This window comes from Pseudomonas azotoformans (assembly GCF_001579805.1).
Classification (GTDB): domain Bacteria; phylum Pseudomonadota; class Gammaproteobacteria; order Pseudomonadales; family Pseudomonadaceae; genus Aquipseudomonas; species Aquipseudomonas azotoformans_A.
The window spans coordinates 4,812,999-4,839,155 of record NZ_CP014546.1 but is presented as its reverse complement, the minus strand read 5'-3'; the positions used below and the strand labels follow the sequence as shown (position 1 = coordinate 4,839,155).

The window sequence follows — 26,157 nt, the reverse complement described above, 5'->3', positions numbered from 1 at the left end:
CATGGATCAGCCAAAACGTGTCCTGGTGGTTGAGGACGATGCCCATATCGCCGACCTGATCTGCCTGCACCTGCGTGATGAACAATTCCAGGTGGTGCACAGCGCCGACGGCACCGAAGGCCTGCGCCTGCTGGAGCAAGGCGGCTGGGATGCGCTGATCCTCGACCTGATGCTGCCCGGCGTCGACGGCCTAGAGATCTGCCGCCGCGCCCGTGCCATGACGCGCTACACACCGATCATCATCACCAGCGCACGCTCCAGCGAATTGCACCGCATCCTCGGCCTGGAGCTGGGCGCAGATGACTACCTCGCTAAACCCTTTTCCATGCCGGAACTGGTTGCTCGCGTAAAGGCGCTGTTACGCCGGGTCGACGCCATGGCGCGTAACCTGAAGATGGACGCCGGCAGCCTCGATCTGGGCCAACTGTTCATCAACCCGCTGACCCGCGACGCCACCCTGCAAGGCCAGCGCCTGGACCTCACCCCACGGGAATTCGACCTGCTGTACTTCTTTGCCCGCCAGCCTGGCAAGGTGTTCTCACGCATGGACCTGCTCAATGCGGTGTGGGGCTACAGCCATGAGGGTTATGAACACACGGTGAACACCCATATCAACCGCCTGCGCGCCAAGGTCGAAGACGACCCGGCCAACCCGGCGCGCATCCTCACAGTGTGGGGTCGCGGCTACAAGTTTGCCGAGAGCCCACCATGAAACTGACCCTGACCCAGCGCCTGTCGGTGGTGTTCGCCGTATTGCTGCTGGTCTGCAGCGGCACCTCGGCCTGGTTGCAGGTGCGCTCCAACCGCATGCATGAGCTGGAGGTGGTGCAAGGCCTGTCCCGCGACCTGGCGGCGCACATTGCCCGCGACACACAACTGATGGACGCCGATGGCCTCAAGCCCGACGCGGTGCGCAACCTGTTCAGCCAGTTGATGCTGGTCAACCCGAGCGTCGAGGTGTACTTGCTCGACATCGACGGCCGCGTGGTCGGCAACGCCGCGCCCAGTGGTCACTTGCTGCGTGATCGGGTTGACCTCGCGCCCGTGCGACGTTTCCTGGCCGGGTTCATGCTGCCGATCCTCGGCGATGACCCGCGCAGCCTCGATGGGCGCAAGGTGTTCAGCGCGGCGCCTCTTATGGCAGGCGGCCAGCAGACCGGTTTCCTGTATGTGGTGCTGCTGGGTGAAGCCCACGACGTGTATGACGCCAAGGATGCCACCGGCATGGCGTTGAAGATCGCGCTGTGGTCCATCGGCCTGGTCGCCCTGCTCTGCTTGTTGGCCGGCCTGGTTGCGTTCGCCTGGATCACCCGACCGCTGCGCCAGTTGACCGACAAAGTCGGCCAGTTCGACATCAATGGCGCACCGAAAGCGGCTGAAACCGCTGCGCCGGAACTCACCAGCGGCGATGAAATTGCCGTGCTCGACCACGCCTTCGTGCAGATGGAAAACCGCCTGGGCGAACAATGGCGCGCCATCACCCATCAGGACCAGGAACGTCGCGAAATGGTCGCGAATATCTCCCACGACCTGCGTACGCCGTTGGCCTCGCTGCATGGTTACCTGGAAACCCTGTCGCTCAAGGATGCCAGCCTCAGCCCCGAAGAACGCCGCCGTTACCTCGGCATTGCCCTGGACCAGAGCCGCAAAGTGGGTGGACTGGCACAGTCATTGCTCGAACTGGTGCGTCTGGAACACGGTTTTGTCCAGCCGGTGATCGAAGGGTTTTCATTACCTGATTTGGTGCAGGACATCTTCCAGAAATTTGAACTGACCGCCGAAGCACGCGGTATTACGCTCACCGCGACCTTGCCGCCGCAAGTGCCCACGGTGCTGGCGGACCTGGGCCTGATCGAGCGAGTGCTGACCAACCTGCTGGATAACGCCCTGCGCCACACCCCGGTGAACGGCGAAATTGAGGTGACGTTGTCGCCGGAACCCAATGCTGTCGCCATCACCGTCAGCGACAGCGGCCCAGGCATCGACGCCGAGCTGCGCGAAGGCTTGTTCCTGCGCGCGTTTACCATTGGCGGTGCCCGTCGCGACGGTGGCCTGGGCCTGCGCATCGTGCACCGCATCCTGCAATTGCATGGGCGCAGCATCCGCCTGGTGGATCAACCGGGTCGAGGCGCGACCTTTACGTTTTCCCTAGAAACCCGAGCATCAGCGCGTTGACCTGTTGGGCTTGTTCGTTCTGGATCCAGTGACCACAGTTGGCCAGCACGTGCTGCTCAAGCTGCGGCACTGAATCCGGCATGCGCTTGAGCGTGTGGGCCTCGAAGACCCCGACCGGGTCGCGGTCGCCGATCAGGAACAACGTGGGTTGCAGGACCTGCTGCCCCGCAAGGCACTCAGTGCGTTGCCAGTTGCGTTCAAAGTTGCGATACCAGTTCAGCGGGCCACGAAAACCGTGCTCGGCAAAAGTGTTCACATACACGTCCAAGTCCGCCTGGGAACACCAATGCGGCAATGCACCGGGCGCCGACACGCCTTCGAGCAAGGTGGCGCTGGCTGGCTTGCGCTGTAGAAACACATCCTGGTCCTGCATGAACAGGCGCAAAGTCCGTTCGATATCAGCATTCAACTCCTGCTCGGCAACGCCCGGCGCCTGGAAATACAGGATGTAATTGAAGCGGCCGGCGTACAGCTCGCGCATGATTTCGATCACCGGCCGCCGTGCGCGCCCAGCGAACGGGACTGACATCGTGATCAAGTGTGTGACACGCTCAGGCTCAAGCAACGCCAGGTGCCACGCCACCACAGCGCCCCAGTCATGGCCGGCCATCACCACCTGCGTATGCCCAAAATGGTCCATGGCTTGCTGGATATCGCCGCATAGGGTCAACAGGTCATAGTCGGCAATTTCACTGGGCGAACTTGTCTGGCCATAACCACGCATTTGCGGGGCAAATACGCGATAACCCGCCGCTGCCAGTGCGGGAATCTGTTCGCGCCAGGAGTGCCAGCACTCAGGGAAACCGTGAAGCAACCAGATCGGCGTCCCCTGTTCTGGGCCCGCAATATGAACGCTTAACTCAATACCGTTGACGCTGATGAGGTGCTGGCGCATGGGCATGACCTATTTGAAGGTTTTCTCCAGCGTGGACCATGGCGGCTGAAGCCACCAGCATCATTGATGGCAGGAATGACTCAAGCCACCGCCCACCAACGCGGCAACAACTGACGTACCCGAGCCTCACCAAATCGATCATCGATCAGCATCACCACGCCCTGGTCCTGCTGGCTGCGGATCACCCGACCCGCCGCCTGCACAACTTTCTGGATGCCGGGGTACAGGTAGGTGTAGTCGTAGCCCGCGCCGAAGATCGCGCCCATGCGCAACTTCATCTGTTCGTTGACCGGGTTCAACTGGGGCAGGCCAAGGGTGGCAATGAATGCGCCGATCAAACGGGTTCCGGGCAAGTCGATGCCCTCGCCGAACGCGCCGCCCAGCACGGCAAACCCGATGCCCTGGCTGTGCTCGGTGAATTGGTCCAGAAAGGCTTGGCGCTCGCCCTCCGCCATGCCGCGTGACTGTTGCCACAGCGCGACCTCCGGATGTCGCTCGGCCAGCAACTGCGCCACCTGCTGCAGATAATCAAAACTCGAGAAAAACGCCAGATAGTTGCCCGGCTGTTGCCGGTACTGGCTAGCGATCAACGCAACGATCGGCTCCAGCGAGGCCTCGCGGTGCACGAAGCGCGTGGAGATTGCGTCGACGATGTGCACCTGCAACTGCTCGGCCTTGAACGGCGACTCCACATCGATCCACGCCGTGTCCGTCGGCAGGCCCAGCAAATCCGCGTAGTAATGACGGGGGCTCAGGGTCGCGGAAAACAACACGCTGCTACGGGCCGCCGTCAACCGTGGGCGGATGAACTCGGCAGGCACCACGTTGCGCAGGCACAGGGTCGAGCTGCTGCGTTTGCCGCCGAGCTGGCGCTTGCTGATGTCGAAAATGAAGTGTTCGTTGAACAGCTCGGCGACCTTGCCGAATTGCAGCACCTCGAAGTAGAAATTTTGCAGGTCGCCGCTGAGGGATTCGGGGTGATCGTTGAAGTATTCGCCCATGGCGCTCGCGCACAGGCTCAGGGCCTGCAGCAGTTTCTCGGGGCGGGCGCTGTAGGCCTGGTACGGCGCAAGTTGGTCTTTATGCAGCGCGTTCCACTCACGGTTGAGGCGCTGCAAGGGTTTCTTCAAGGGCTCCGGGGCTGTGTCGCGCAGGGTCTTGAGGTGGTACTGGTCGAGGCTGGCGCTGTACATCGAGCGGGCCCGCTCGACCAGGTTGTGCGCCTCGTCCACCAGCACGGCTGCGCGCCACTGGTTGAGCTGGGCCAGGCCGAACAACATGGCGCCAAAATCGAAGTAATAGTTGTAGTCGGCGACCACCAGGTCGGCCCAGCGCGCCATTTCCTGGCTCAGGTAATAGGGGCAGACGTCATGGGCCAGGGCCACCTCGCGCAGGTTGCGCTGATCGAGCAGGCGCACCTTGGCGGCGGCGATGCGTGCGGCGGGCAAACGGTCGTAGAAACCCTTGGCCAAAGGGCAGGAATCGCCATGACAGGCCTTGTCCAGGTGTTCGCAGGCTTTGTCCCGCGCCACCAGCTCCAGCACACGCAGTGGCAGCTCCGGGCTGCTGGCATGCAGCACTTGAGCGGCATCCAGGGCAAGCTTACGACCGGGGGTCTTGGCGGTGAGGAAGAACAGCTTGTCCAGTTGATGGGGCGTCAGGGCCTTGATCAAGGGGAAAATCGTACCGATGGTCTTGCCGATACCGGTCGGTGCCTGGGCCATCAGGCAACGGCCGGTGCTGACCGCCTTGAACACCGATTCGGCAAGCGAACGCTGGCCAGGACGGAAACCAGCATGGGGAAACGCCAGGGTTTGCGCGGCGCTGTTGCGCGCTTCGCGGTGTGTCATTTCCTGCTCGGCCCAACCGAGGAACAGCGCACATTGCTGGTTGAAGAAAGGTTCCAGCTCGGCGGCTTGAAAGTGTTGGTTGAGCACTGTCTCGCCTTCGCCGACGATGTCGAAGTACACCAGCGCCAGGTCGATTTCCGAGAGGTTGAGCTTCTGGCACATCAGCCAGCCATACACTTTGACTTGGGCCCAGTGTAGCTGCCGATGGTTGGCCGGCTGGGCGTCGAGGTCGCCGCGATAGGTCTTCACTTCTTCCAGGCGGTTCGCGTCAGGGTCGTAACCGTCTGCCCTGCCCCGCACCTTGAGCTGCTGGTACTCGCCCTCAAGCGCCACTTCATTCTGGTAGTGCGCGCTGCGCCGCGAGGCGACGGTGCGGTGGCCGACAATGCCTTCCTGGGCGCTGGGCGACGGCGTAAAACGCAGGTCCAGGTCACCGACCTTGGCCGTGAACTCACACAGTGCACGCACGGCAACGTTGTAGCTCAAGCGGACTCTGCCCAACGCACATAACAGACCGTCACCGGCATCTGGTATTCGCCGCAGAATTCCAGCCAGCGCAACTGGTTGTCCTGCAGGCGATCGCCAGGTCCCTTGACCTCGATCATGCGGTAGGTTTTTTGCGCTGGCCAGAACTGGATCAGGTCGGGCATGCCGGCGCGGTTGGCGCGGATGTCCAGCAGCAGCCGTTCAAACCAGTAGCGCAGGTGTTCGGCGGGCAGGCAGGCCAGGGCCTGTTCCAGCAGCTCTTCGCTGAGCAGGTTCCAGAACACGAAAGGTGACTGGATCCCCCACTTGTCGAGGTAACGCTGGCGAATGGTGGCTTTGTAGCGTTCGTCCTGCAATTGCTCGAAACACGCGGCGAACAGCGGTGCACGACGCTGGTGGAAGTCTTCGCTGTGCAGGTCCGCTGGACCGCGTTGGAACGGATGGAAAAATGAGCCCGGCAGCGGCGTAAAGATCACGTCCCAGCACAACAGGCCAAACAGTGAATTGATCAGCCCGTTTTCAACGTAGTGCACTGGCCCATCGGGCTCGCTGAGGTGGGCCTGCACGCAGTATTCCACCGACATCAGCGGCTCGGGCAGTGCAAGGGCCAGGTCCAGTCGGGTGACCGGACGTGGCTTCGTTTTGGGCAACGCAGGTTCACCCAGTTTGCGGCGCAGGCGTGGCACGACACGCAATAAGTGTTGCTGCTCGGCGGCGCTTTCCGGGGCCTGTTGGGCGGCAGTTGCCAGGGCCATGGCTTGGCCGTAGTCCTCCTGGCGCTCCAGCACGCGAATCAGTCGTGAGCGAGCACCAGGATAGGTACAGGCGCGGTAAATCTGTTCCGCCAACACCAACTCGGCAATGCGCTCGCAGTATTGACCGACCTGGAACAACAACTTGGCCCGACGTTTTTCCAGCCAGGGGTTGTCGGTACTCAGGGTTGCGACCCTGACAAGTACCTCCTCCAACGCTTCACCGGCTTCAAAGGCCTGCTGGCACTGGTGCAGGAACAGGAAGCCGTGCACATCGTCACGGCTGCGCAGCCCACGGGATTCTGCGCAGAATTCGACTTTTTCGTAGGTGTAGATGCCCAGGTCGGCCAGCACGAATTCCGACCAGTCCTGATGCAGGTTGCCGAAGAACATCAGGCGCAGGCGATCGCACAACTCCATGACGGTGAGGCTGTACAGGGTGTCCGCAAGGTCCGGACACCAGTTGGCAAAACTGCGGCTGTCGGTGAATTGCGCCGCCAGCCCTTCCAACCAATCGGACTTCTTGCCCTTGGGCTGGTCGATCCAGGGCTTGAACGCGCCGAGTATCTCGCCTTTTTGCAGCAAGCCGAACAGCGCTTCAAAGGCCAGTGGGGACTGATTGTCGACCCAGCCTAATTCAAGCAATGGTGCCGCCGCGGCATGGGTGCAGCCGATCTCCAAGTAATTGAGCTTGCCTGCCCGAAAATGCACACCCTTGCGCATCACCATGCGCACCAAAAGCGCCTGGGACGCCTGCGGCAACCTGTCAAATCGCTGAATGAAATGCTGTTCGTCCGCATCCAGCAGGTCCGCATAGCGTTGCCCCAGCCAATGCAGGACCTGGCGGAAGTTATGCAGGTAATAGAGCGGGTCTTCGAGGGGGTTGGCCATGGCGTGCAGCGTTCAAATACTGGTTATGCATACAGAGTGCCGTCACCAAGGCCAGGTTGCAATGGCTAATAGATAAATGGCGCCTGCAACTTTTCACATAAAAGTGATCAGATGGGTGAGCCGATGGCGTAACATTTGTTGCCCGCGCCTCTGGCGTGGGACTTTTCAAGGTTAAAGGTAAGGGTTATGAACATGAAGAATTTGGGTCTGCCACTGGTTGCACTCACTTTTCTGGTATTGGCCGGTTGCGCGACGCAGACCGTAGTGACGCTGCAAAACGGCACACAGTATTTGACCAAGGACACCCCGAAAACCAAGACCGCCGACGGTTTCTACGAATTCACTGATATCGCCGGCAAGCGTGTACGGGTTAAGGCCGACGATGTGGCCACCGTGCGCAAGGAAGACTGATTGAGCAATCATGTGGGGGCCTGGCCCCCACATGTGTCTGTCAGACGATGACAACACCCTCCCCCGACCATCCGCTCACCCCAACCAGTGTCACCGAATCCCCGCCCACACTGATCACCGTATCCCCACCGTGCTCACGGTAATCCACACTGCCCTGCACATCCTTGAACACCAGCGTGTCCGTCGATTGATAGCCAATCACCCGGTCCTGGCCGAAATGCCCGCTGAACAGAAAGGTGTTGTGCCCGCTGTTATCGCGGATCGTGTCATTGCCCTTGCCGCCCTCGATAAAATCCGCGCCCTTGCCGCCCTGGATCAGGTCATTGCCGTCGCTGCCAATGATGAAAGTATTACCTTTGTGCGGTTCGGCATTGCGGTTGAGATCCTGCACCCAAGTATTGGCCCGCGCCGGGTCCGACAGGTTGGCGACAATCACCGTGGAATCACGGGTCATCTGCTCGTAGAAACCTGACTCCAGCACCCGCGTCAGGCCATCGCCATAACCCGTGGGCAGGTGCGAGATCCAGGTCGGCAAGTTGACAATGGAAAATGGCAGCACATTCCACAACGTCGAGGCGTAGTGGTCGTTGAAGCTGACGATATTGTCGGTGGTCGACTCATGAGGCTTGTCATGCACGCCCAGGGAGGACAGGTTGAAGGACGCGCCATCCAGCGCACGGAACACCGGGTCATTTTCATAACCGATATTCAGCACCTTGTCGCCGGCACTTTGGGTCGGTGACGCATAGGCCACGTAGTTGGCATCCTTGTAGAAGCCGGCCCATTTGCTGTTGCTCAGATCCGCCATGCTGTTGACGGCCAGCCCGCCCAGGCTGTGGCCGCTGACCACCACGTCCTTGCCGCTCAAACCGTGGGCGCTGGCATAGTCAGCAACGTTCTTGAGCAAACCGCCAAAGGCCTCCCCGGCATAATTCTTGGCGTAATCCTTGGGGCCCAGTGCGGCCAGCAGGTCACTGACCAGGTCGCCGATGGAATCGCTGATCAAGGTTTCCCGAGGCCCTGAGGTTCCGCGAAAGCCGATGCCGATTTCCAGCAGTTTTCCGGCGTCATCGTACTTGCCCAACACCTCGACCTGGGCCGTGGTGTAGCCGGCCTTCTCACCGAAGAACGTCCCTCGCGCATCGACCTTGCCACCGTAGCCCAGGGTGCTGGCGCTGATAGGCGTCCAACCGGCCTTTTGCACCGCGTCCAGCGCGGCTTTTTCCGAATCCGGGTTCCAGGGAATGCCGGGGATCACGCCCTGGGAATCCGTACTGCCGAGCAACGCGCCGACCAACGTGGCCGGCAAGCCCAGCCCCAGGCCATTGTGCTGGTAACCCACGGCAAAGCCGTTGTCCAGGTTGTGATAGGAATACAGCGTGATCGCCATCGCGTCGGCGAACAACGCCTTGGAACCCTCGGTGCCGAGGTTTTTATAGTCAAAGATACCCATGTCAGTGCCTCTCTTATTGTTGTGAACACCCAAAATCAACGCCCAAACGCCTCATCCACCTTGGCCAGGTCGGTATCGCGCAGGTTGCCGGCGTAGTAATGCAATTTGGTCCAGGCCATCAGGTAGTCGTACCGCGCCTGGGCCAGGTCGCGCCGCGTGCTGTAGAGCTGCTGTTCGGCGTTCAGCGCATCCAGGTTGACCCGCTCGCCCCCCAGGATGCTTTGCTGGGTCGACACCACCAGCGCTTCGGCCGACACCAAGGCCTTCTGATACGCACGCAACTTGCTTACCCCCGACAGGCAGGCGCTGAACTGCCGACGCAGTTCGATCAGGGTTTCGCGGGTCTTCCCCTCCAGTTCGTACTCGGGCCTGCTCCATGGCGCGGCTGGCCTGGCGCGTGGACGCGAAGATACCGCCACCGGCATACAGCGGCAGGCTGACTTCGACGCCGATGGTGTTGGTGTCATAGCGCTGGTTGTAGGTGTTGCCGCTGTCGGACTCCTGCTGGCGCGAGCTGGCATAGGCCGTGACCTTGGGCAGGTGCCCGGCGCGGTTGCGTTCCACTTCATAACGCGCCACTTCCAACGCCTGGCGCTGGGAGGCGAGCGTAGGGTTATTGCTGATCGCCAGTTCATGCCAAGTGTCGTAGTTGGCCGGCGTCAGGGTGAAGGCGGCAAAGCCCTGATTCAGCGGGGCCAGGTCGTGGATGTTGACGCTTTGCACGCCAATCAGTGCGCCCAGCTCCCGCAGGGACGCGTCCTGTTCATCCAAGGCCTGGATCTCTTCGGCGGTGGCCAGTTCATAGCGTGATTCAGCTTCCAGGATGTCGGTGCGAGTGCCCTCGCCTTGCTGGAACAAATGCTGGTTCTGCTGGAACTGCTGCTCGAACGCCTTCTTCTTCGCGCGGGCGATGTCGATCTGGTCCTGGGCAAACAAGGCCTGGGTGTAATAGGTCAGCACGCGCACCAGCAACGCCTGGCTCTTGTCGCGAAAGCTTTCGTCGGCAAACAGCGCCTGGGCCACGCCTTTGCGGTAGTTGGCGTAGGCCTCGTAGTCGAACAGCGGTTGTTGCAGGCTGAAGGTGGAGCCGTAGCTGTTGTAGTTGCGGTCATCGTGGTAATTGCCGCCGCGCCCGTCCGGCAAGGTGGCCTGTGAATTGTTGCGGCCCTTGTTGTAGTTGTACGAGAGCTTGGGCAACAGCCCGGCGCGGCCGATGGCGCGGTTTTCCAGGCCGGCGTCGCGCTCCTTGATCGCTCCGAGGAACACCGGGTCGTTGCGCAAAGCCTGTTCGTACACATCAAACGGGCCCATGGCGGCCTGGGCACTGGCGCTGGTCAACAGCAAGGCGATAAACATGTACTTCATGTCTATTCCTCGGTCAACGCGGAGCCGGCGCGGTCGAGCAGCGGCTTGAACAGGTAATTGAGCAGCGAGCGCTCGCCGGTGCGAACGAACATCTCGGCGGGCATGCCGGGTTTGATCACCAAACCGTGGAGTTTTTCCAACGCCGCTTCGCTGACCGTGGTGCGCAGCACGTAGTAGGCCGCGCCGGTTTTTTCATCGAGCAGCTGGTCGGCGGAAATCAGGCTGACCTCCCCCGGCACACGCGGTGTGCGGCTCTGGTTGAAGGCGGTGAACAGGATATCGACCGGCAAGTGCGTGCCGACCTTGTCGACCAAATGCACCGGCAAACGCCCTTCCACTTCCAGGCGCGTGTCCTGGGGCACGATCTCCAACAGGGTTTCACCGGCACGCACTACGGCGCCTTCGGTGTGCACGCTGAGATTGACCGCGATGCCATCCGCCGGGGCATTGATTTCACTGTGTTGCAGGTCGAACCCGGCGGAGGTGAGTTGCTGTTCAAGGGTCAGGCTGCGCAATTGCGCGTCGGCCAACTGGCTGCGCACTTCCTTCTGGTATTCCTCGCTGTGCTGTTGCAGTTTCAGACGCGATTCAAGAATGCCCTGTTCGACCCGGCCACTTTCACCGGTGTTCTGCGCCAGGTCCTGTTGCACCTGGGACAACTGCCGTTGGTAGTCCATCAGCCGGTTGCGCGGGATGTAGCCGTTGTCGGCCAAGGGTTGCAAGTTGCTCAATTGATCACGCAGGGACTGGGCCTGGGCGGTCAGGTCGCTGCGGGCGCGGCGCATGCCGCCCAACTGCGCGGTGGCGCCGTCGATATTGGCACGGATACCCGCCTGCTCACGGGCAAAGGCCTCACGACGGCTGCTGAACAATTGGCGCTGGCCTTCCAGCACCAGCGCCAGGGCCGGGTCGGGATTGGCACTCAGTTCAGCCGGAAAGCGGATGCTGGCCTGGTTGTCGCGCTCGCTCTGCCAGCGCGCCACGCTGGCCCAAGCCATGCGGTACTGGGCTTGCAAGGATTGCACGTCGGCCTGGTGCTGGGTCTGGTCGAGGCGGAACAACGGCTGCCCTTGTTTCACAAGCTCGCCCTCCTTCACCAGAATCCGGCTGACCACGCCGGGGCTCAGGGTTTGCACCGCCTTGCGCTTGCCCGACACCACCACCGTGCCCTGCACCGGAATGCCCTGGTCCAAGGGCGCCAGGCTGGCCCACAGGAAGAAGCCACCCGCGCCGACCACCGTCAGCAGCCAGCCCATGCGGGCGAAGAAATTGGCGTCGTGTTCTTTGAAGCGAGGTTCAACAGTGAGGCTGCTCATGCGCCTGGATTCCTTCCGGCCTGGTAATGACGACTGAAACTCACGCCCGGTTTCTCCTTGGGCGGCTCCTGCTGGCCGGACAACGCCCGCAGCACTTCCTGGCTCGGGCCGAATGCCTGCAAATGCCCTTCGCTGAGCACCAGCAATTTGTCGGCCTGGGCCAGCGCCGACGAGCGATGGGTGACCAGCACCACACTGCTGCCCTGGGCTTTCATCTGCACGATGGCACTGGCCAGCGCGGCTTCGCCGACGGTGTCGAGGTTGGAATTGGGCTCATCCAGCACGATCAGGCGCGGCCCGCCGTACAGGGCGCGGGCCAACGCCACCCGTTGTTTCTGGCCGCCGGACAGGCCGCCGCCGTTGTCACCCAACAGCGTGTCGTAGCCTTGGGGCAAGCGCAGGATCAGCTCATGCACGCCAGCCTGCTGCGCGGCATGTACTACAAGTTCGGGATCAGCCTGGCGAAAACGCGCGATGTTGTCGGCGATGCTGCCGCTGAACAGTTCGATGTCCTGGGGCAGATAGCCGATGTGGGGGCCGAGGTCATCGCGGTCCCAGCGGTGAATATCCGCGCCATCCAGGCGCACCGTCCCGGCCAGCGTCGGCCACACGCCCACCAGCACACGGGCCAGCGTGGATTTGCCTGAGCCTGATGCACCCAGAACGCCGAGCACTTCACCCGCGCCGAGGTTGAAGCTGACTTGATGCAAGGTCGCCACCCGACGCCCCGGCGGGCCTGCACTGACCTGTTCGAAGCTGACCTGGCCCTTGGGCGCCGGCAGCTTCATCTGCTCGACTTCTGGCGCAAACTCACGCAATAAATCATCCAGCCGCTGGTAGGCCAGCTTGGCCGAACTCCATTGCTTCCACACCGCAATCAACTGGTCGATGGGGCTGAGCACCCGGCCCATCAGGATGGAACCGGCGATCATCATCCCGGCGGTCATATCGCCCTTGATCACCAGCAACGCCCCCAGGCCCAGCACCAGCGATTGCAGGCACAGGCGCAGGGATTTGCTCAAAGACGTCACCACCGAGCCGGTGTCACTCGCCTTGTTTTGTAAACCGAGAAACTGCGAATGCACCGCAAACCAGCGCTGGCGCAGCGCACCGAGCATGCCCATGGCCTGGATGGTCTCGGCATTGTTCAAGTGGCTGGTGGCCAGTTGCGTGGATTGTTGGGAATAACCACTGGCCTCGCCCAACGGTTTTTTGGTCAGGTATTCGTTCAGACAGGCGAGGCCGATCAACAGCACCGCGCCCGCGGTGGCCAATAGGCCGAGCCACACGTTGAACAGGAAAATCACAAACAGGTAGATGGGAAACCACGGCGCGTCGAAAAACGCGAACAGCGCCGGCCCGGTGATGAATTGGCGGATGTGGGTCAAATCGCCCAGGGATTGCCCTGCATGCCCCTGCCCGCTTTTCAAGTTGCGTTCGAAGGCGGCTTTGTACACGCGCAGGTTGAAACGCCGCTCCAGCTGGCTGCCGATACGGATCACGATAAAGCTGCGGATCACCTCAAGCGTGCCAATAAACGCAAAGAAGCCGACGACCATCAGCGTCAACATCACCAGGGTGGTTTCATTCTGGGAGGACAGCACGCGGTCATACACTTGCAGCATGTAAATCGATGGCACCAGCATCAGCAGGTTAATCAATGCGGTGAAACAACCCACACTGATCAAGATACTTTTGTACTCACCCAACGCCTTGAATAACGGCGCGACGGCATGGGACTTCGCCATGGCTTCTGATCTTCCCTGAAACAAATTTCGCGCAATAGTTTCCCCAGCCCCAAACAACGGAGCGGTCAACTAATAAATTCAGTTATAAACTTATAGCGACAACTAAGGTGTGCGTTGCAATACAACTTCCAGGCCGGTAGGCGTGCGACCTTTATATTCGCCCTCTTGCTCTCGGTTGAGGTGGGTTATCCCGCTGCCTTCGGCATTCATCAGCCAGATGCCATCCGGTGTCGGCGTCCAGGTCAGTGGTTTTTCACCGAGCCATTGCGCCGCGCAGGCGACGTCGCCGCCCAAGGCATTCGCCTGTTCCAGCAAGTCCAGTGCGCACACCTGATCCTGCTGGTGCAATTGCCAGTGGCCAGCCAACTGGGCGCTGGTGGGTAATACAAGACTGCTCGCCATCACGTGGGCTCCTGCCGATACGAACATCACCTGCAACACGCCGGTGATCACTTTGAAAAAACGCTGCATCTTCACGCTCCATCGCTAAAGCGCGGCGCCGAAGCGCCGCGCCCGTGCATTACGCCACGATGTCGCTGACAGCTGCCTGGCCGACGGTGGTGACGAGGAAGTCCGCCACGCCGTGCCCGGAGAAGTCCACTGCCAAGGTGCCCAGGTTGGTGCCTGCGGCATAGGTCAGTACAGCATCGCCGGCATGTCCGGTGAAGGCATTGACGAAGGTCAGGCCTGCGCCCTTGGTAATACCCGACAAATCGATCTTGTCCGAACCCGAGATAAAGTCAAAGATCTTGTCCGCAGCGCCTGGCTTGGAATCGGAACTGGCACCGAACACAAAGGTGTCGTTGCCCGCGCCGCCCCATAGTTGGTCCGCACCGCCGCCGCCGTAGATGATGTCGTTGCCGGCCCCACCCTTGATCACGTTGGCCGCGTTGTTGCCGATGATCAAGTCATTGCCGGCGCCGCCGAAGGCGTTCTCGATGGTCACGCCCTTGGCGATGGACACGTTGCCCACCAGGCCGCCAACGTCGGAGAACGACGCTTCATTGAGGTTGATCTTCTGGTTCTGGGTGAAACCGGAGAAGTCCAAGGTGTCGTTACCACCGCCGTCCCACACCGAGAACACCAGCTTGTCGGCATTCGAGGTGGCGCTGAGGAAATCACGCCCGGTGTTGGAGTTGAAGCCGTAGGTGGTGTCACCGGCGCGGGTGTTGTAGTTGGCGCCGTAGAGTTTCTGGATCGCTGCGATGTCATCGATCAGCGGGCCGGACGCGTAGGCTTCGACGCCGCCTTTGCTGAAGTTCTGGTTGGTGTTGCTCTCGCTCCAGTAACTCATGACGCTGTAGCCACGCGTGTCCTGTCCATAGTCCGCGTCTTTGTAGGAAGGGTTACCGGTCCCGGCGTTGTAGTCGCCAGGGTGGTCCAGGCCCAGGGTATGGCCGATTTCGTGGGTCAGGGTCTGGCGGCCGTAGTTGTTCAGGTCCGGCGTTTTGTTCGGCGTGTAACTGCTGTTGGTCAGGTACCAGGAGGTGCCGTCCAGGCCGCTTTCGTGGTACTTGTCGTTGGTGCCCGGCAGGTAGGCAAACGCGGCCGCGCCGTCCTGGCCACCGCTGTAGTTGCCAAACGTCATGTGGAAGTCACCGCCCGAGGCTTTCTCGGTGAAGGTCACATTGGCCACATCCGCCCAGGATTGCATGGCCAATACGGCCTGTGCTTTTTGCTGGGTGTTGAACTGGCTGAACCCGGTGATGCCATGTTTGTTCATGGTTGCCGAGGACGCCGAGGTGAGGAAGGTGTAGGTCAGATCAATCTTGCCGTTGCCATCCAGGTCACGATAAGCCGCGTTCTCGCGCAACAGGTGGTCAGCTGCCTGATCCACCGAGAACGAAGGTTTACCGTTGACCGTGAGGTTGCCGCCACGGTCATACAGGTGGCTGAAGCTATCGATTTGCGAGTAAGCGGTGCTGGCTTGCGCCGCCGACACGATAGCCTTGTCTTTAACTTTTGACATAAACGTACTTCCTTGTTTGCAAGTGCATCAGTCTTTGTTCGATAGGAACCTCGCGGGCGAGATCGTCCTATCACTCGCCTCTTTTGAAGGCGTAAGAAAACTGACACAACTTGAAATCTTTCGTCTACATCTTTTCCAGCACTCTAAACCACTCGAACAACAACTTAGTTAAGTCCTGTGCCGTGTTTATTGGGTGGCAGCGGTTTTGTCCGACAAAAAACAGCTGGCTCATATTTAAATATTAAATAGCACTAACGCCGCTCAAGTAGAGCGGCGTCGCTAATTAATGGATCCAATATATTGGCAGGGTGTCATTAGCAACATTAAACAGCCACTACTTGTATTAATAACTTAAGGTGCCCCCTATTACCGGGACACACTCCAACCCGTCTTGTGCAATACCGCCAACAGCGTTTCACCGTCTAATCCGGGTACCTGCACACCTTGATCGGTGAGCATGTCCTCACCGGCCAGGATCGCATTGATGATCGCCTCTTCCACCGCCTCCGCCGCCGCGCTGAACAGCGGTGAAATATGATCGTTGTTGACCATCTGCAACGCGCTGCTGAATGGCAGCCCCTTGCGTCCATAATCCGCTGGCGGCAGATCCTGGTTACCGGTGGCAAAGGCCAGGAACAGGTCACCGCTGGAATCCTCGGTGCCGCCGCCAGTGCGGGCGATGCCGATGGACGCGCGCTGCGCCAGGCGCTGGCATTGGTGCGGCAACAGCGGCGCGTCGGTGGCCAGGATCACCACGATCGAGCCCATGCCCGGCGTGCCTTGCTCGGCAAAGGGCGACGCAATCTCCATCAACTGGCGCCCCACCGGGTAGCCATCCACCCGCAACTCCTGGCGCTTGCCATGGTTGGCCTGCACCAGCACGCCGACAGTCCAGCCGCCCTGTTCCGCCGGCAGGCGCCGCGAGGCCGTGCCGATGCCGCCTTTGAATTCATGGCAGATCATGCCGGTGCCGCCGCCGACCGCGCCTTCCTGCACCGGGCCGGTTTCGGCGTTGTCCACGGCTTCGCGCACATGCTCGGGGCCGACGTGCTGGCCCCAGATGTCGTTGAGCAGGCCGTCATAGGTTTCCATCACCACCGGCATGCACCAGTACACCGCCGGGTCTGCCAGGCGCTCGCGTTCCAGGGCGATCAGGCTGTCGCGCACAATGCCGATGCTGTGGGTGTTGGTGATGGCCAACGGCGTGGTCAACAGCCCCGCTTCGTTGATCCATTCAAGGCCGGTGGCATCACCATTGCCATTGAGCACGTGATAACCGGCGAAGCACGGTTGCTGGCGGGCTTCGCCGGCGCGCGGCTGGATCACGCTGACGCCAGTGCGCACGTGCTTGCCGTCGACCAGCGTCTTGATCGTGCTGTGCCCGACCCGGACACCGGGCACATCGGTAATGGCGTTCCATTCACCGGGCGTGCCGAGCCCCAACGTGATGCCCAATTGACGTGCGCGCATAACCACTCCTTACAATTTCTGGAAGACCGGACTCAACCGGCCACTGATGCAATACAGAATCACCGACAGCGCCAGCAAACCGATGATGATCATGATGTCGCGGATCGAAGCCGCCGCCACCAGGGTGACCAACAGATAACCCGCCCCGAGTACCGCGACCAACGCCGGCAGCGGCCACAGCGGCATGCGATAGGGATGCTCGCGATCACGCAGCAGCACCCGGCTCATCAACGCGCTCAACGCCACCACCAGGTACACCAGCATGATCAGCAACACGCTGAACGAGGTCAGGTCGGCCAGGTTGGAGCTGAAACTCAACAGCGCCGAAGGAATCGCCAGGAACAGCGTAGCCAACCAGGGCGAATCCCAGCGTGGATGAATACGCGTGAACAGTTTGTTGATGCTCGGCGTCCACAGCGCGTCGCGCCCGCTGCTGAACACCACGCGGCCGATCTGGATCACGATCGCGACAATCGCATTGAACACCGACAGGAAGATCCCGGCGCTGACCAGCCGCGACAAGGTCTCATTGCCATGGCTGGTCAACAGGTAGCCGATAGGGTCCGGGCTGCTGATCATCTCACTCAGCGATGGCGCACCGATCAACAGCGCAGTGATCGGCACCAGCTCGATGATCACCACCAGGCCGAGGGACCACAGCACCGCCTTGTGTACGCCTTTGCCGCCGCATTTCATGTCCTCGGCCAGCAACACTGCCGGGCCGTAACCATTGTAGGAAAACAGACCGATACCCACCGCGCCGATCACCAGCGCCCACGGCGCCAGGTGCAGCACGCCGTTTTCGACGATCTGCGGCTGGAACAACACACTGGCCGGTTGCACCGGGTTGCCGAAGCCGATCACCACGATCACCAGCAGCGCAGCCACTTCAAGCAGCAGGCACGTACCGGTGATCCAGGCATTGAGCTTGATATTGAGGATGCCCAAGGCGTAGCTGCACACCACGATTACCAGCGCGACGGTCTGGGAGTCGAACTTCGTGCCCAAGGCGTTATTCAGATAAGTCGCGGCGCCTGTGGCCAGCACCGGCGGGATAAACAGCAACATCACCAGCACCGTCAGGAATGTCGCATAGCCGGCCATGCCGCCAAACACGCGCTTGGCGTACACATACTCGCCCCCGGCGCTGTTGTGGGCGCGGCCCAGTTCGGCGTAGCAAAAGGCAAACATCAGCGCGAGCAAGCCTGCCATCACAAACGCCAGGAACACGCCGCTGCCGGCCTGCTGGATGGCAAAGGGCGCAATCACAAACACGGAACTGGCCGGCGTCACCGCCGACACGGTGATGGCGACCACATCAAAGACACTCAAGGTGGGTTTCAGCACGCCGTCGAGCGTGGGGGAAGTGCTCATATCGTTATCCTCTGTCGTTGTTCTTGGTGTGAGGCAGAAACGAAACGTCTGAATATCGCGGGATATATTTCCCGCTGAATAATGGCAACCATAAACAGGGCGTTCATGTCAGCCAATTCCCCTATTGGCGTACTCCCCTTGACGCCACCGGGCAAAAGCCGAACCCTTGGCCGATCTTTTGCGGGTGGGAGCCTGCCACATGAGCCTGTTTCGCGAAGTCGGCATGCACGCCGGCCTGGGCCGCACCGTCGCACACATCGGCACCGAGCATTTCTGGAAACAGTTGGTGTTGTTGCTGCACCAGTGCCTGCCGTTCGATAACGCCTTGGCGATCTTCTACCCGGTGGATGGCCCGCCCCAGGCCTTGGAAGAATACGACGCGCAGCCCAGCAGCAAACCTGCGTCGATGCTGGTGTACCTCAATGGCTTGTATTTGCTCGACCCGTTTTTCCAGGCCTGTCGCGAGGGCTATGCCAGCGGCGTGTACCGCCTGGAGGAAGTGGCACCGGATCATTTTCGCCAGAGTGAATACTTCCTCAATTACTTCCATGACAACGTGCTGGAAGACGAGGTGCAGTTCATCCTGCAATTGCCGGGCGCGGGGACGTTGTCGCTGTCGTTGGGCATGCAGCGGCGTTTCAGTTTTGATGAGACCGGGCTGATGACCACCGTGGCCGCCTGGGTATTGCCGCTGATGCAGCAACACTGGCAGCAAAGCACCCAGCGTGCGCCGGCGATGGACAGTCAGATCAGGGACGCGTTGAGCCAGTTCGGTTGTGGTGTGCTGTCGGACCGCGAGCTGGAAATCGCCCGGTTGGTGTTGCGCGGGTTCTCGTCCAAGGCTATGGCCGAGCGGCTGAATATCTCGCCGGACACGGTGAAGGTGCACCGTCGGCATTTGTACGCCAAGCTGGATATATCGTCACAGCCAGAGTTGTTTTCGTTGTTTATCCAGTCGTTGGGGCATGATTTGGAACACCCCTGAGCCCGAGGTTGCACTCGGTTTAAATGTGGGAGCGAGCAAGCCCGCTCCCACATGAGTGATGCGTAACGTTTATTTACCGGTGCGGATGGTGTTCCACACCCGCGTACGCACCCGGTCGATATTCAATGGCATCGCCTCCAGCGCAAACAACTTGCCCATCATTTCCGGGCTCGGATACACCTTGGTATCTGCCTTGATTGCGGGCTCCACCAGGCTGTCGGCGGCTTGGTTGCCGTTGGCGTAATGCACATAGTTGGTGATGCTGGCCATCACTTCCGGGCGCAACAGGTAGTTCATGAAGGCATACCCGGCTGTTTCATCCGGGGCGTCCGCAGGCATGGCGACCATGTCGAACCAGATCGCGGCGCCTTCCTTGGGAATGTTGTAGCCGATGTTCACGCCGTTGTTGGCTTCCTTGGCACGGCTTTCCGCCTGCAGGATGTCGCCGGAGAAGCCCACCGCCACGCAGATATCGCCGTTGGCCAGGTCGGCGGTGTATTTCGAGGAGTGGAAGTACGCGACGTAAGGGCGCACTTTCATCAGCAAGTCTTCAGCCTTCTTGTAGTCCTCAGGCTTCTTGCTGTGGTGCGGCAGGCCCAGGTAATTGAGTGCCGCCGGCAGCAGTTCCGGGCCGTTGTCCAGAATGGCCACGCCGCATTTTTGCAGCTTGGCCATGTTCTCCGGCTTGAAGATCAGGTCCCAGGAATCGACCGGCGCATTGTCGCCCAGCACCGCCTTGACCTTGTCGATGTTGTAGCCGATGCCGGTGCTGCCCCACAGGTACGGGAAACCATGGGCATTGCCCGGATCGTTGTTTTCCAGGGCCTTGAGCAGCACCGGGTTCAGGTTCTTCCAGTTGGGCAACTGGCTCTTGTCGAGCTTCTTCAACGCGCCGCCCTGGATCTGCCGGGCCATGAAATGGTTGGACGGAAACACCACGTCGTAGCCGGATTTACCGGTCATCAACTTACCGTCGAGGGTTTCGTTGCTGTCGTACACGTCGTAGGTGAAACCAATGCCGGTTTCTTTTTGGAAGTTCTTGGTGGTGTCCGGCGCAATGTAGTCCGACCAGTTGTAGATTTTCACCGTCTCAGCGGCCTGGCTGATAGAGGCCACCAACATCAAGGGCAACAGGGCAATGGCTTTCATGGTTCGATTTCCTGGCGGTTTTAGGGCTGTTTTTATGGCAGGCGATCAAGGATCAAAGCGTTACAGGATCAATACGTAGGTCTTGCGCACGGTTTCCTGGATGTCCCAGATGCCGGTGCTGTTGGCCGGCAACATCAGTGCGTCACCGGCTTGTATGTGGACGATTTCACCGCTGTCAGGGGTGAAGGTGCAGCGGCCCTGGATAAAGTGGCAAAACTCCTGGGATTTGATCTGTCGACGCCAGACACCTGGGGTGCATTCCCAGATGCCGGTTTCGACGCCATCGTTGCGCTCGACGCTCAGGGTCGAGGCCACGGCAATGGGCTCGCCCAACGGCACGGCGACGGGCGACGAGTCCGGCAGGTGGGCGTTCAGCGTGTCTTTGAATTGCGTGATGCTCATGGGGTTTTCCCGTGTGAGTGAAACGACTTAGTGCATGAAACCTTCCATGAACCCGGCCACGCCGGTCGCCAGCTTGCGGCGCCAAGGGGCGGTATTGGGGTTGGCCAACACTTGGTCTTCATGGACAAAACTGCGAATGATCGCGTTGTAGCCCAGCCAGCGGCAGGGTTCGGGCTCCCAGGGCTTGAGGGCGTCCAGGCCGCGTTCGCGGATTACCCAGGGTTGATGGGTCAGCGGCGTGTCGCGGCCGAGGATCAGGTCGGCCAGGGTGCGGCCACCCAGGTTGGTGGCGCCGACGCCCTCCCCGCCATATCCGCCGGACAGTGCGATGCCGGTCTTGTGGTCGCACAGCATGTGCGGTCGGAAATTGCGCGACATGCCCAGGTTGCCGCCCCAGGAATGGGTAATCTTCACGTGCTTGAGCTGTGGGAAAAGCTCACCGAACAGGTAGCGACGTAGCTCCACTTCGCTGTCAGTCAGATCGAAGTTGTGGCGTAGCTTTCCGGCAAACTGGTAGCCGCCACGGGCGCCGAACACCAGGCGGTTGTCCGCCGAACGCTGGCCGTAGGTCACCTGGCGACTGCTTTCGCCAAAGGCTTGGCCGTGGCTCAGGCCGATTTCATCCCAGGTGCTGGCCGGCAACGGCTCGGTGGCGACGATCAGGCTTTGCACCGGCAGTTGATAACGGCCCAGGGGCGGTAAGGTGTTGGCGTAGCCCTCCACTGCCGGCACCACCCAAGCGGCACGAACACCGGCCTTCGCCGTGCGTAGGCCGCCGGATTGCCAATGGGTCACGGGGCTGTTTTCGTAGATCGTCACGCCCATGCTCTCAACCACCCGCGCCAGGCCACGCACCAACTTGGCAGGGTTAATGGTCGCCACGTGGGGTGCATAGATACCGCCATAAGGCTTGGCGATACGAATCTGTTCAGCCAGTTGCTGCGGGCTGAGCCAGCGATAGTCGGCTTCGGTCAGGCCCTGGGCGTAGAGTTTGTCGAGGTAACTGCGCAGGCTGCCTTCCTGCTCGGGGTAACGCGCGGCGCAGTACAGCGCGCCGCCCTTGCGGTAGTCGCAGTCGATACCTTCACGCGCCAGCACTTGGGCGACTTCATCAGGGATCGCATGCAGCAGGTCAAACGAGGCGCGGCGCTGTTCGGGGTTCAGGCCTGCCAACAAGCGGTCCTCGCCCAGCAGGTTGCCCATCAGCCAACCCCCATTGCGGCCGGAGGCGCCAAAGCCGGCGGTTTGCGCCTCGATGATCGCGATGTTCAGTTCGGGCGCCTGGCGTTTCAGGTAATACGCGGTCCACAACCCGGTATAACCGGCGCCGATGATGGCCACGTTGACGTCCAGGTCCTGCTCCAGCGATGGCCGCGCGAGCAGCGGGTCATCCAACTGGTCCATCCATAAGCTGATGTTGCGCCATGCCGGCATGCCGGGTTCCCCTACCTCGTTTCGATAGGGTGGATCCTAGAGCGCGGTGTCAGGAGCTGTCTTGCGCGCGTGCACGCAGGGAAATTTGTTTGACGTAGGCCTTGGGTGACTGGCCCGTGTGCTGACGGAATGCGCTGTAGAACGCTGACAGTGAGTTGAAACCGGCGGCAAAGGCCAGGTCGTCGACCTTTATCGGCGGTGCTGCCTTGTCCAGTGCGGCCAGCAGGTGCTGGAGCCTGGCCTGGTTGACGTAGCGATAGAAGCTTTGCCCCAGCACTTGGTTCAGCAGGTAGGAAATCTGATTACGACTGTAGCCGCACTCCTTGGAGACGCGCTGCAGGTCCAGTTCCGGGTCCAGATAAGGTTGCTTGCGTTCGAAATACTGCTGCAGGTCATTGGCCATATGCCCCAATTGCTGGGGCGACAAGCCCAAGCGGCTGACCGAAGGCCGCGCGGCCTGGATAGGTTGCTCGTGCACCAGGGAGGCGTATTCATTGACACGCCAGATCAACCCATCGCGCACCGTGATGGCTTCGCTGGTGCGGAATGACACCAGGCCGTGGCCGCCACGCAAGGTGATGCGGTACTGGATGAAGGCCGTATCACCATCGGCGCGGATGCGGTCGCTGTGCTCGATGGCTTCATCGGCCTCGCGCGGCATGCTAGCTTGCAGGTAATCACGCAGCTCGGCGTAACCGACGACACGGTTCTGGAAAAAGTCGTGGTACTGGATGTCCGGATGGTAGTAGGACATGACGCCCTCCAGATCCCGATGACGCCAACACAGGTGGTGACGCAGCACCAATTCGCGTGTGGCGTGGGACTGCTGGGGCTCATCGTCTTGGGCGATGTCGGGCATGGAAGGCTCTGCGGCGGGTAAACCTTGGAGATTGCCGAATTTTGCTGGGGGCTTCAATGGCGAATTGGTACTTCTGACTAATGGCCTTTTGCCCAATTCCTAGTAGGACATGACCCACATCAAACTTATGAAAAACAACCGCCGAACGGGCCCAAAAAAGTCACCTTGCGTGTGCGAACGGATGCTATTTTTAAGTTCTTAGATGCCACGACCAGTGAAGGTCTTGGCCCCCTGCCGCGAGCTAAAGGAAGCGCTCAATGAACAAGGTGGGCAACATGAACAAAGTGACGTTCCCCAACGCCTGCCAGCTGATGCGCTGGCATTTTCATCCGATGGGTTTTGAGGGCAGCATGGATGCGCCTGGCAGTATGATCGCCCGATTGTTCGACCGCGCCAGCGGCGAGACGCTGATCGCCATCGCCGGCATCCCCTGCGCCACCGTGATGAATGCCGCCGATGTGGAGCGCATCATTGAGGCAGTGGAGGATGAGCTGGAGTCGTTTGTGCCGCCGGTATCATTGCGGGCCTGAGTGATCAGCGCCTAAACGCGCTGATCATCGAAAAACGCCTTCTTGCCATCCACCCGCTCCGAGGCCCTCGGCACGTTCACGGCCTGGCCTTCAGGCTTTTCCACGTACCAGTAGCAATGGCTCACGGCGCGGGTTATGCCCACGTACGCCAGGCGCAGCACTTCGTCCCGTTGCGCATTGTCATAGGGCTCGCTGTCGCCAGCCTTGCCCAGGCCCGCCATGCGGTAGACCTGATTTTTGTACGGCGAGCTGGTGACATGCTGGCAATCCCCAAGCAGAAACACCGCGTCTGCCTGAAGCCCCTTGGCACTGTGATAGGTCAACTGCTTCAACCTGCGCGCCTGCGGTTGCAAGCTAGAATCCACATTAACTACAGATTGAATATGCTCTTGAATCAATAGCTTATCGCTACTTTTTCGATAAAGCATCAAGATCGATTCACCCTTCTGATAGTGCTCCGACAACTGCCGCCCCAATGCCGCATCGTCGCGCTCCAACACCTTGACCGGCACCAATGTCTTGGGCGCGCCACTGGCCTTGGCCTTCTTGCCAGGAATCGCCGGTGCGGCGCGCACGATGTGCTCGGCCGCATCGATGATGTGCTGGTGGCTGCGGTAGTTCTCGCCCAGCATCACGCGGGTGGTCGACGGCGATGGGAACTCCTTGTCGAACTCCATGAAGTACTTGGGCGAACTGCCGCGCCAGCCATAGATCGACTGCCAATCATCCCCCACACACAGCAAGGATGAGCGCTGCGCCCCGCGCCCCACATGCATGGCTGGGCCACGGCTGCGGATCTCGCGCAGGCTGGCACGGATCCACGAGACGATCTGCGGCGAAACGTCCTGGAACTCGTCGATCATCAAGTGCGACAGGGGACGCAGTAGCGGATCGCTCAGCAGCTTCAAATTTTCCGGGGTGTTTTCGCCAAACAGCGAGAACATCCGGTTATAGGTCATGATCGGTGGCGATTGGTCCAGCAAGTGATCTTCCAGGGCTTTCCAGAAAATACTCAGGGCTTCGAAGAAGAAGCGGTCCGGGTCATCCTTGGCAAAGCTCATCTGCCCAACGGCGGTGGGTACGTCCAGGCCGAGGTTTTCGATGAATCCGGCGGCCATCACAAAACTGTCCAGCAGCGGCGCTGAAGCCAACTCGCCTTTGACCTTGTAATCAAAGCCGGGGCCGGCGGTGGCATCGCCGGCCAGGCTGCTTAGCAGGCGCTTTGATGATTCGTAGCTATCTAGCCATATCAAAGGCTTACGACAGAAAGCTTGAAACAACGTGCGCTTTACCGCCCATTCTGCGCGCACCGACAGCTTCGAGTTTGGCCGGCTGGTCTGCGCGTTTTCCCGTGAGTCGAAGCCCAGCACCACCCAGGCACCCAGCTCGGGAATGTAGCCATGGCAGTGAAATTGCGCACCGTTGATTTCCACGGTCTGGCGGTTGGGTTCAATGCCCTTGATTGGCCACGCGCCTGCGCGAAACCACAGGTCCTCGATCACATCGCAGAGTTCTTCGTCGCGTTTGGCCGCCAGTTCGGTCACAGCCACGCGTTTTTGCACGTCCGGATGATCGCGCTCCAGCTCCTTGAGCTGCAGCCCGTGGCGCGCCAGTGGCGCAATCAGCTCACGGAAACGCGGGTGCTGCCCCTGCAACCGGTGATAGCAGGCATTCATCTGCTGGCGCTGGGCGTCGTTGATACGCAGGTCAAAGGGGTTGCTGTCAGCGTCTTCAAAACCCGAATTCAGGTTCTCGAAGGCTTGCAGGCGCTCAAAGCCCGGCAGGCTGCGTACCATGGGCAGAATGCGCGAGTGAAAGGTCCGCACCACGGCTTGCGCTTCTTTCATACCAAGGGGTTGGCCCCAAAGGTTGAGAATCTCCATGAGCTTGTTGATGAAGTCCTTGCGCGATTCGCGGGTGAAGGTCACCACCGTCATCGAACTCAGCTCAAAGCCCAGGTAATGGGTGAGCAGCAAAATGCGCAGCACCAGCGACGTGGATTTACCCGCACCGGCCCCGGCGATCACGGAGGTCGAGGGCGTCTCGCTGAAAATCATCTTCCATTGCGCCGCGCTCGGCTGGGCATGAGCCGGCAGCAATCGCGCAACGTCGGCCTTCATGCGTTTCTTCAGCTCGGCGGTGAGCGGCAGGCGCCAATCATCGAACAGGCTGTCATCCACACCCGGTGCACGGTGCTCATCCGGGCGGAAGTCACGAATCAACAGCACCTGGCGACCTTCTTCGATGCCATCGGCTTTCCCTTCGCGATAGCCGTACTCCACACCCGCCTCATGCCCGCTGCGAAAACCGTCCGCCTGCCCGTGCAGCCAGGAAAACCGGTGCTGGGCGCGCAAACGGGTCAAGCCGTGGCCAAACAGGCGCGCAGCCAGGCGTTTGAATAGCGGCATGTCTGCCAAAGGGCGCAGTTCGGGAGGAAGATCAGGCTTTTGTTGCGACACGCGGACTCCTGCGATGAGCTGGGTTCAAACAAGTGCGCCATGGTCGCCGGAATCGACGCTCAGTTCCAGCCAATTGCTTTGCCGTCATGCAGTTAGGCGATGAACTGAAAGTCAAAGCGCCACTAACCAATCTAATCGACTGATAGGAATCAGGCAGTTTTTACGCTTTTTATCGATCATGAGC

At 60.5% G+C, this 26,157-nt stretch carries 20 protein-coding genes and 1 pseudogene; 5 read left to right on the top strand and 16 right to left on the bottom strand.

Annotated features, from left to right (window positions below):
* Position 1 precedes the first annotated feature (1 nt).
* Both AYR47_RS22125 and AYR47_RS22120 read left to right on the top strand, forming a co-directional pair.
* Positions 2–712, top strand: a complete 711-nt coding sequence (locus AYR47_RS22125) for a response regulator transcription factor (RefSeq protein ID WP_033902163.1) — start codon at positions 2–4, stop codon at positions 710–712.
* Positions 709–2,175 carry a sensor histidine kinase gene (locus AYR47_RS22120; RefSeq protein WP_061436870.1) on the top strand — a complete coding sequence of 489 codons (1,467 nt, stop codon included), beginning with the start codon at positions 709–711 and terminating at the stop codon, positions 2,173–2,175. The genes AYR47_RS22125 and AYR47_RS22120 overlap by 4 nt, the downstream gene beginning before the upstream one ends.
* Here the strand turns inward: AYR47_RS22120 and AYR47_RS22115 are convergent.
* From AYR47_RS22115 to AYR47_RS22105, 3 genes are all read right to left on the bottom strand, one after another.
* Positions 2,138–3,070, bottom strand: coding sequence for an alpha/beta fold hydrolase (locus AYR47_RS22115; RefSeq protein WP_061436869.1), 933 nt, complete (start codon positions 3,068–3,070; stop codon positions 2,138–2,140). The two genes, AYR47_RS22120 and AYR47_RS22115, sit on opposite strands and share 38 nt — an antisense overlap.
* Before the next feature lie 80 nt (positions 3,071–3,150).
* A complete protein-coding gene (locus AYR47_RS22110) occupies positions 3,151–5,406 on the bottom strand; it encodes an ATP-dependent DNA helicase (RefSeq protein WP_061436868.1) in 2,256 nt (751 codons plus the stop codon).
* Positions 5,403–7,049, bottom strand: a complete 1,647-nt coding sequence (locus tag AYR47_RS22105; RefSeq protein WP_061436867.1) for a VRR-NUC domain-containing protein — start codon at positions 7,047–7,049, stop codon at positions 5,403–5,405. Before AYR47_RS22105 ends, AYR47_RS22110 begins: the two co-directional genes overlap by 4 nt.
* A 186-nt stretch (positions 7,050–7,235) precedes the next feature.
* On the opposite strand from AYR47_RS22105, the gene AYR47_RS22100 reads away from it, so the two are divergent.
* Complete coding sequence (locus AYR47_RS22100; RefSeq protein WP_033902158.1) at positions 7,236–7,460, top strand: YgdI/YgdR family lipoprotein; 225 nt, start codon at positions 7,236–7,238, stop codon at positions 7,458–7,460.
* 40 nt (positions 7,461–7,500) lie between these two features.
* Here AYR47_RS22100 and AYR47_RS22095 read toward each other — a convergent pair whose 3' ends face one another.
* The 8 genes and pseudogenes from AYR47_RS22095 to AYR47_RS22060 form a co-directional block, all read right to left on the bottom strand.
* Positions 7,501–8,913, bottom strand: coding sequence for a polyurethane esterase (locus tag AYR47_RS22095; RefSeq protein ID WP_061436865.1), 1,413 nt, complete (start codon positions 8,911–8,913; stop codon positions 7,501–7,503).
* A gap of 35 nt (positions 8,914–8,948) precedes the next feature.
* Positions 8,949–10,278, bottom strand: a pseudogene (locus AYR47_RS22090) (TolC family outer membrane protein).
* Positions 10,279–10,280: 2 nt separating this feature from the next.
* Positions 10,281–11,594 (bottom strand): HlyD family type I secretion periplasmic adaptor subunit, encoded by a 1,314-nt coding sequence (locus AYR47_RS22085; protein ID WP_061436863.1) that lies wholly within the window; start codon positions 11,592–11,594, stop codon positions 10,281–10,283.
* Positions 11,591–13,342 (bottom strand): type I secretion system permease/ATPase, encoded by a 1,752-nt coding sequence (locus AYR47_RS22080; RefSeq protein WP_061436861.1) that lies wholly within the window; start codon positions 13,340–13,342, stop codon positions 11,591–11,593. The genes AYR47_RS22085 and AYR47_RS22080 overlap by 4 nt, the downstream gene beginning before the upstream one ends.
* 102 nt (positions 13,343–13,444) lie before the next feature.
* On the bottom strand, positions 13,445–13,813 hold the full coding sequence (locus AYR47_RS22075) for an AprI/Inh family metalloprotease inhibitor (protein ID WP_033902152.1): 369 nt from the start codon (positions 13,811–13,813) through the stop codon (positions 13,445–13,447).
* 49 nt (positions 13,814–13,862) lie between these two features.
* Complete coding sequence (locus tag AYR47_RS22070) at positions 13,863–15,311, bottom strand: serralysin family metalloprotease (protein ID WP_033902151.1); 1,449 nt, start codon at positions 15,309–15,311, stop codon at positions 13,863–13,865.
* 366 nt (positions 15,312–15,677) lie between these two features.
* Positions 15,678–16,781, bottom strand: a complete 1,104-nt coding sequence (locus AYR47_RS22065) for a DmpA family aminopeptidase (protein WP_061436859.1) — start codon at positions 16,779–16,781, stop codon at positions 15,678–15,680.
* Between the two features lie 9 nt (positions 16,782–16,790).
* Positions 16,791–18,155 (bottom strand): APC family permease, encoded by a 1,365-nt coding sequence (locus AYR47_RS22060; RefSeq protein WP_033902149.1) that lies wholly within the window; start codon positions 18,153–18,155, stop codon positions 16,791–16,793.
* A gap of 199 nt (positions 18,156–18,354) precedes the next feature.
* Between AYR47_RS22060 and AYR47_RS22055 the strand changes: the two genes are divergently transcribed.
* Positions 18,355–19,140: a helix-turn-helix transcriptional regulator gene (locus tag AYR47_RS22055; protein WP_033902148.1), complete on the top strand. Its 786-nt coding sequence runs from the start codon at positions 18,355–18,357 to the stop codon at positions 19,138–19,140.
* Positions 19,141–19,209: 69 nt separating this feature from the next.
* Here AYR47_RS22055 and AYR47_RS22050 read toward each other — a convergent pair whose 3' ends face one another.
* The 4 genes from AYR47_RS22050 to AYR47_RS22035 are packed head-to-tail and all read right to left on the bottom strand — an operon-like array spanning position 19,210 to position 22,984.
* Positions 19,210–20,289 (bottom strand): polyamine ABC transporter substrate-binding protein, encoded by a 1,080-nt coding sequence (locus tag AYR47_RS22050; protein WP_061436857.1) that lies wholly within the window; start codon positions 20,287–20,289, stop codon positions 19,210–19,212.
* A gap of 60 nt (positions 20,290–20,349) precedes the next feature.
* Complete coding sequence (locus AYR47_RS22045) at positions 20,350–20,691, bottom strand: cupin domain-containing protein (RefSeq protein WP_033902146.1); 342 nt, start codon at positions 20,689–20,691, stop codon at positions 20,350–20,352.
* A 27-nt stretch (positions 20,692–20,718) separates the two neighbouring features.
* A complete protein-coding gene (locus AYR47_RS22040) occupies positions 20,719–22,125 on the bottom strand; it encodes an NAD(P)/FAD-dependent oxidoreductase (protein ID WP_033902145.1) in 1,407 nt (468 codons plus the stop codon).
* 49 nt (positions 22,126–22,174) lie between these two features.
* A complete protein-coding gene (locus tag AYR47_RS22035) occupies positions 22,175–22,984 on the bottom strand; it encodes a helix-turn-helix transcriptional regulator (protein WP_033902144.1) in 810 nt (269 codons plus the stop codon).
* 257 nt (positions 22,985–23,241) lie between these two features.
* On the opposite strand from AYR47_RS22035, the gene AYR47_RS22030 reads away from it, so the two are divergent.
* Positions 23,242–23,514: a DUF1652 domain-containing protein gene (locus AYR47_RS22030; protein ID WP_014718395.1), complete on the top strand. Its 273-nt coding sequence runs from the start codon at positions 23,242–23,244 to the stop codon at positions 23,512–23,514.
* Positions 23,515–23,525: 11 nt separating this feature from the next.
* Here AYR47_RS22030 and AYR47_RS22025 read toward each other — a convergent pair whose 3' ends face one another.
* Positions 23,526–25,973: a UvrD-helicase domain-containing protein gene (locus AYR47_RS22025; RefSeq protein WP_061436855.1), complete on the bottom strand. Its 2,448-nt coding sequence runs from the start codon at positions 25,971–25,973 to the stop codon at positions 23,526–23,528.
* Between the last annotated feature and the right edge of the window lie 184 nt (positions 25,974–26,157).

Excerpts from the sequence above, each read along its gene's own strand:
- AYR47_RS22125 (WP_033902163.1), top strand. The coding sequence starts at position 2 with ATGGATCAGCCAAAACGTGTCCTGGTGGTTGAGGACGATGCCCATATC.
- AYR47_RS22120 (WP_061436870.1), top strand. The coding sequence starts at position 709 with ATGAAACTGACCCTGACCCAGCGCCTGTCGGTGGTGTTCGCCGTATTG.
- AYR47_RS22115 (WP_061436869.1), bottom strand. The coding sequence starts at position 3,070 with ATGCGCCAGCACCTCATCAGCGTCAACGGTATTGAGTTAAGCGTTCAT.
- AYR47_RS22105 (WP_061436867.1), bottom strand. The coding sequence starts at position 7,049 with ATGGCCAACCCCCTCGAAGACCCGCTCTATTACCTGCATAACTTCCGC.
- AYR47_RS22100 (WP_033902158.1), top strand. The coding sequence starts at position 7,236 with ATGAACATGAAGAATTTGGGTCTGCCACTGGTTGCACTCACTTTTCTG.
- AYR47_RS22095 (WP_061436865.1), bottom strand. The coding sequence starts at position 8,913 with ATGGGTATCTTTGACTATAAAAACCTCGGCACCGAGGGTTCCAAGGCG.
- AYR47_RS22085 (WP_061436863.1), bottom strand. The coding sequence starts at position 11,594 with ATGAGCAGCCTCACTGTTGAACCTCGCTTCAAAGAACACGACGCCAAT.
- AYR47_RS22080 (WP_061436861.1), bottom strand. The coding sequence starts at position 13,342 with ATGGCGAAGTCCCATGCCGTCGCGCCGTTATTCAAGGCGTTGGGTGAG.
- AYR47_RS22075 (WP_033902152.1), bottom strand. The coding sequence starts at position 13,813 with ATGCAGCGTTTTTTCAAAGTGATCACCGGCGTGTTGCAGGTGATGTTC.
- AYR47_RS22070 (WP_033902151.1), bottom strand. The coding sequence starts at position 15,311 with ATGTCAAAAGTTAAAGACAAGGCTATCGTGTCGGCGGCGCAAGCCAGC.
- AYR47_RS22065 (WP_061436859.1), bottom strand. The coding sequence starts at position 16,781 with ATGCGCGCACGTCAATTGGGCATCACGTTGGGGCTCGGCACGCCCGGT.
- AYR47_RS22060 (WP_033902149.1), bottom strand. The coding sequence starts at position 18,155 with ATGAGCACTTCCCCCACGCTCGACGGCGTGCTGAAACCCACCTTGAGT.
- AYR47_RS22055 (WP_033902148.1), top strand. The coding sequence starts at position 18,355 with ATGAGCCTGTTTCGCGAAGTCGGCATGCACGCCGGCCTGGGCCGCACC.
- AYR47_RS22050 (WP_061436857.1), bottom strand. The coding sequence starts at position 20,289 with ATGAAAGCCATTGCCCTGTTGCCCTTGATGTTGGTGGCCTCTATCAGC.
- AYR47_RS22045 (WP_033902146.1), bottom strand. The coding sequence starts at position 20,691 with ATGAGCATCACGCAATTCAAAGACACGCTGAACGCCCACCTGCCGGAC.
- AYR47_RS22040 (WP_033902145.1), bottom strand. The coding sequence starts at position 22,125 with ATGCCGGCATGGCGCAACATCAGCTTATGGATGGACCAGTTGGATGAC.
- AYR47_RS22035 (WP_033902144.1), bottom strand. The coding sequence starts at position 22,984 with ATGCCCGACATCGCCCAAGACGATGAGCCCCAGCAGTCCCACGCCACA.
- AYR47_RS22030 (WP_014718395.1), top strand. The coding sequence starts at position 23,242 with ATGAACAAGGTGGGCAACATGAACAAAGTGACGTTCCCCAACGCCTGC.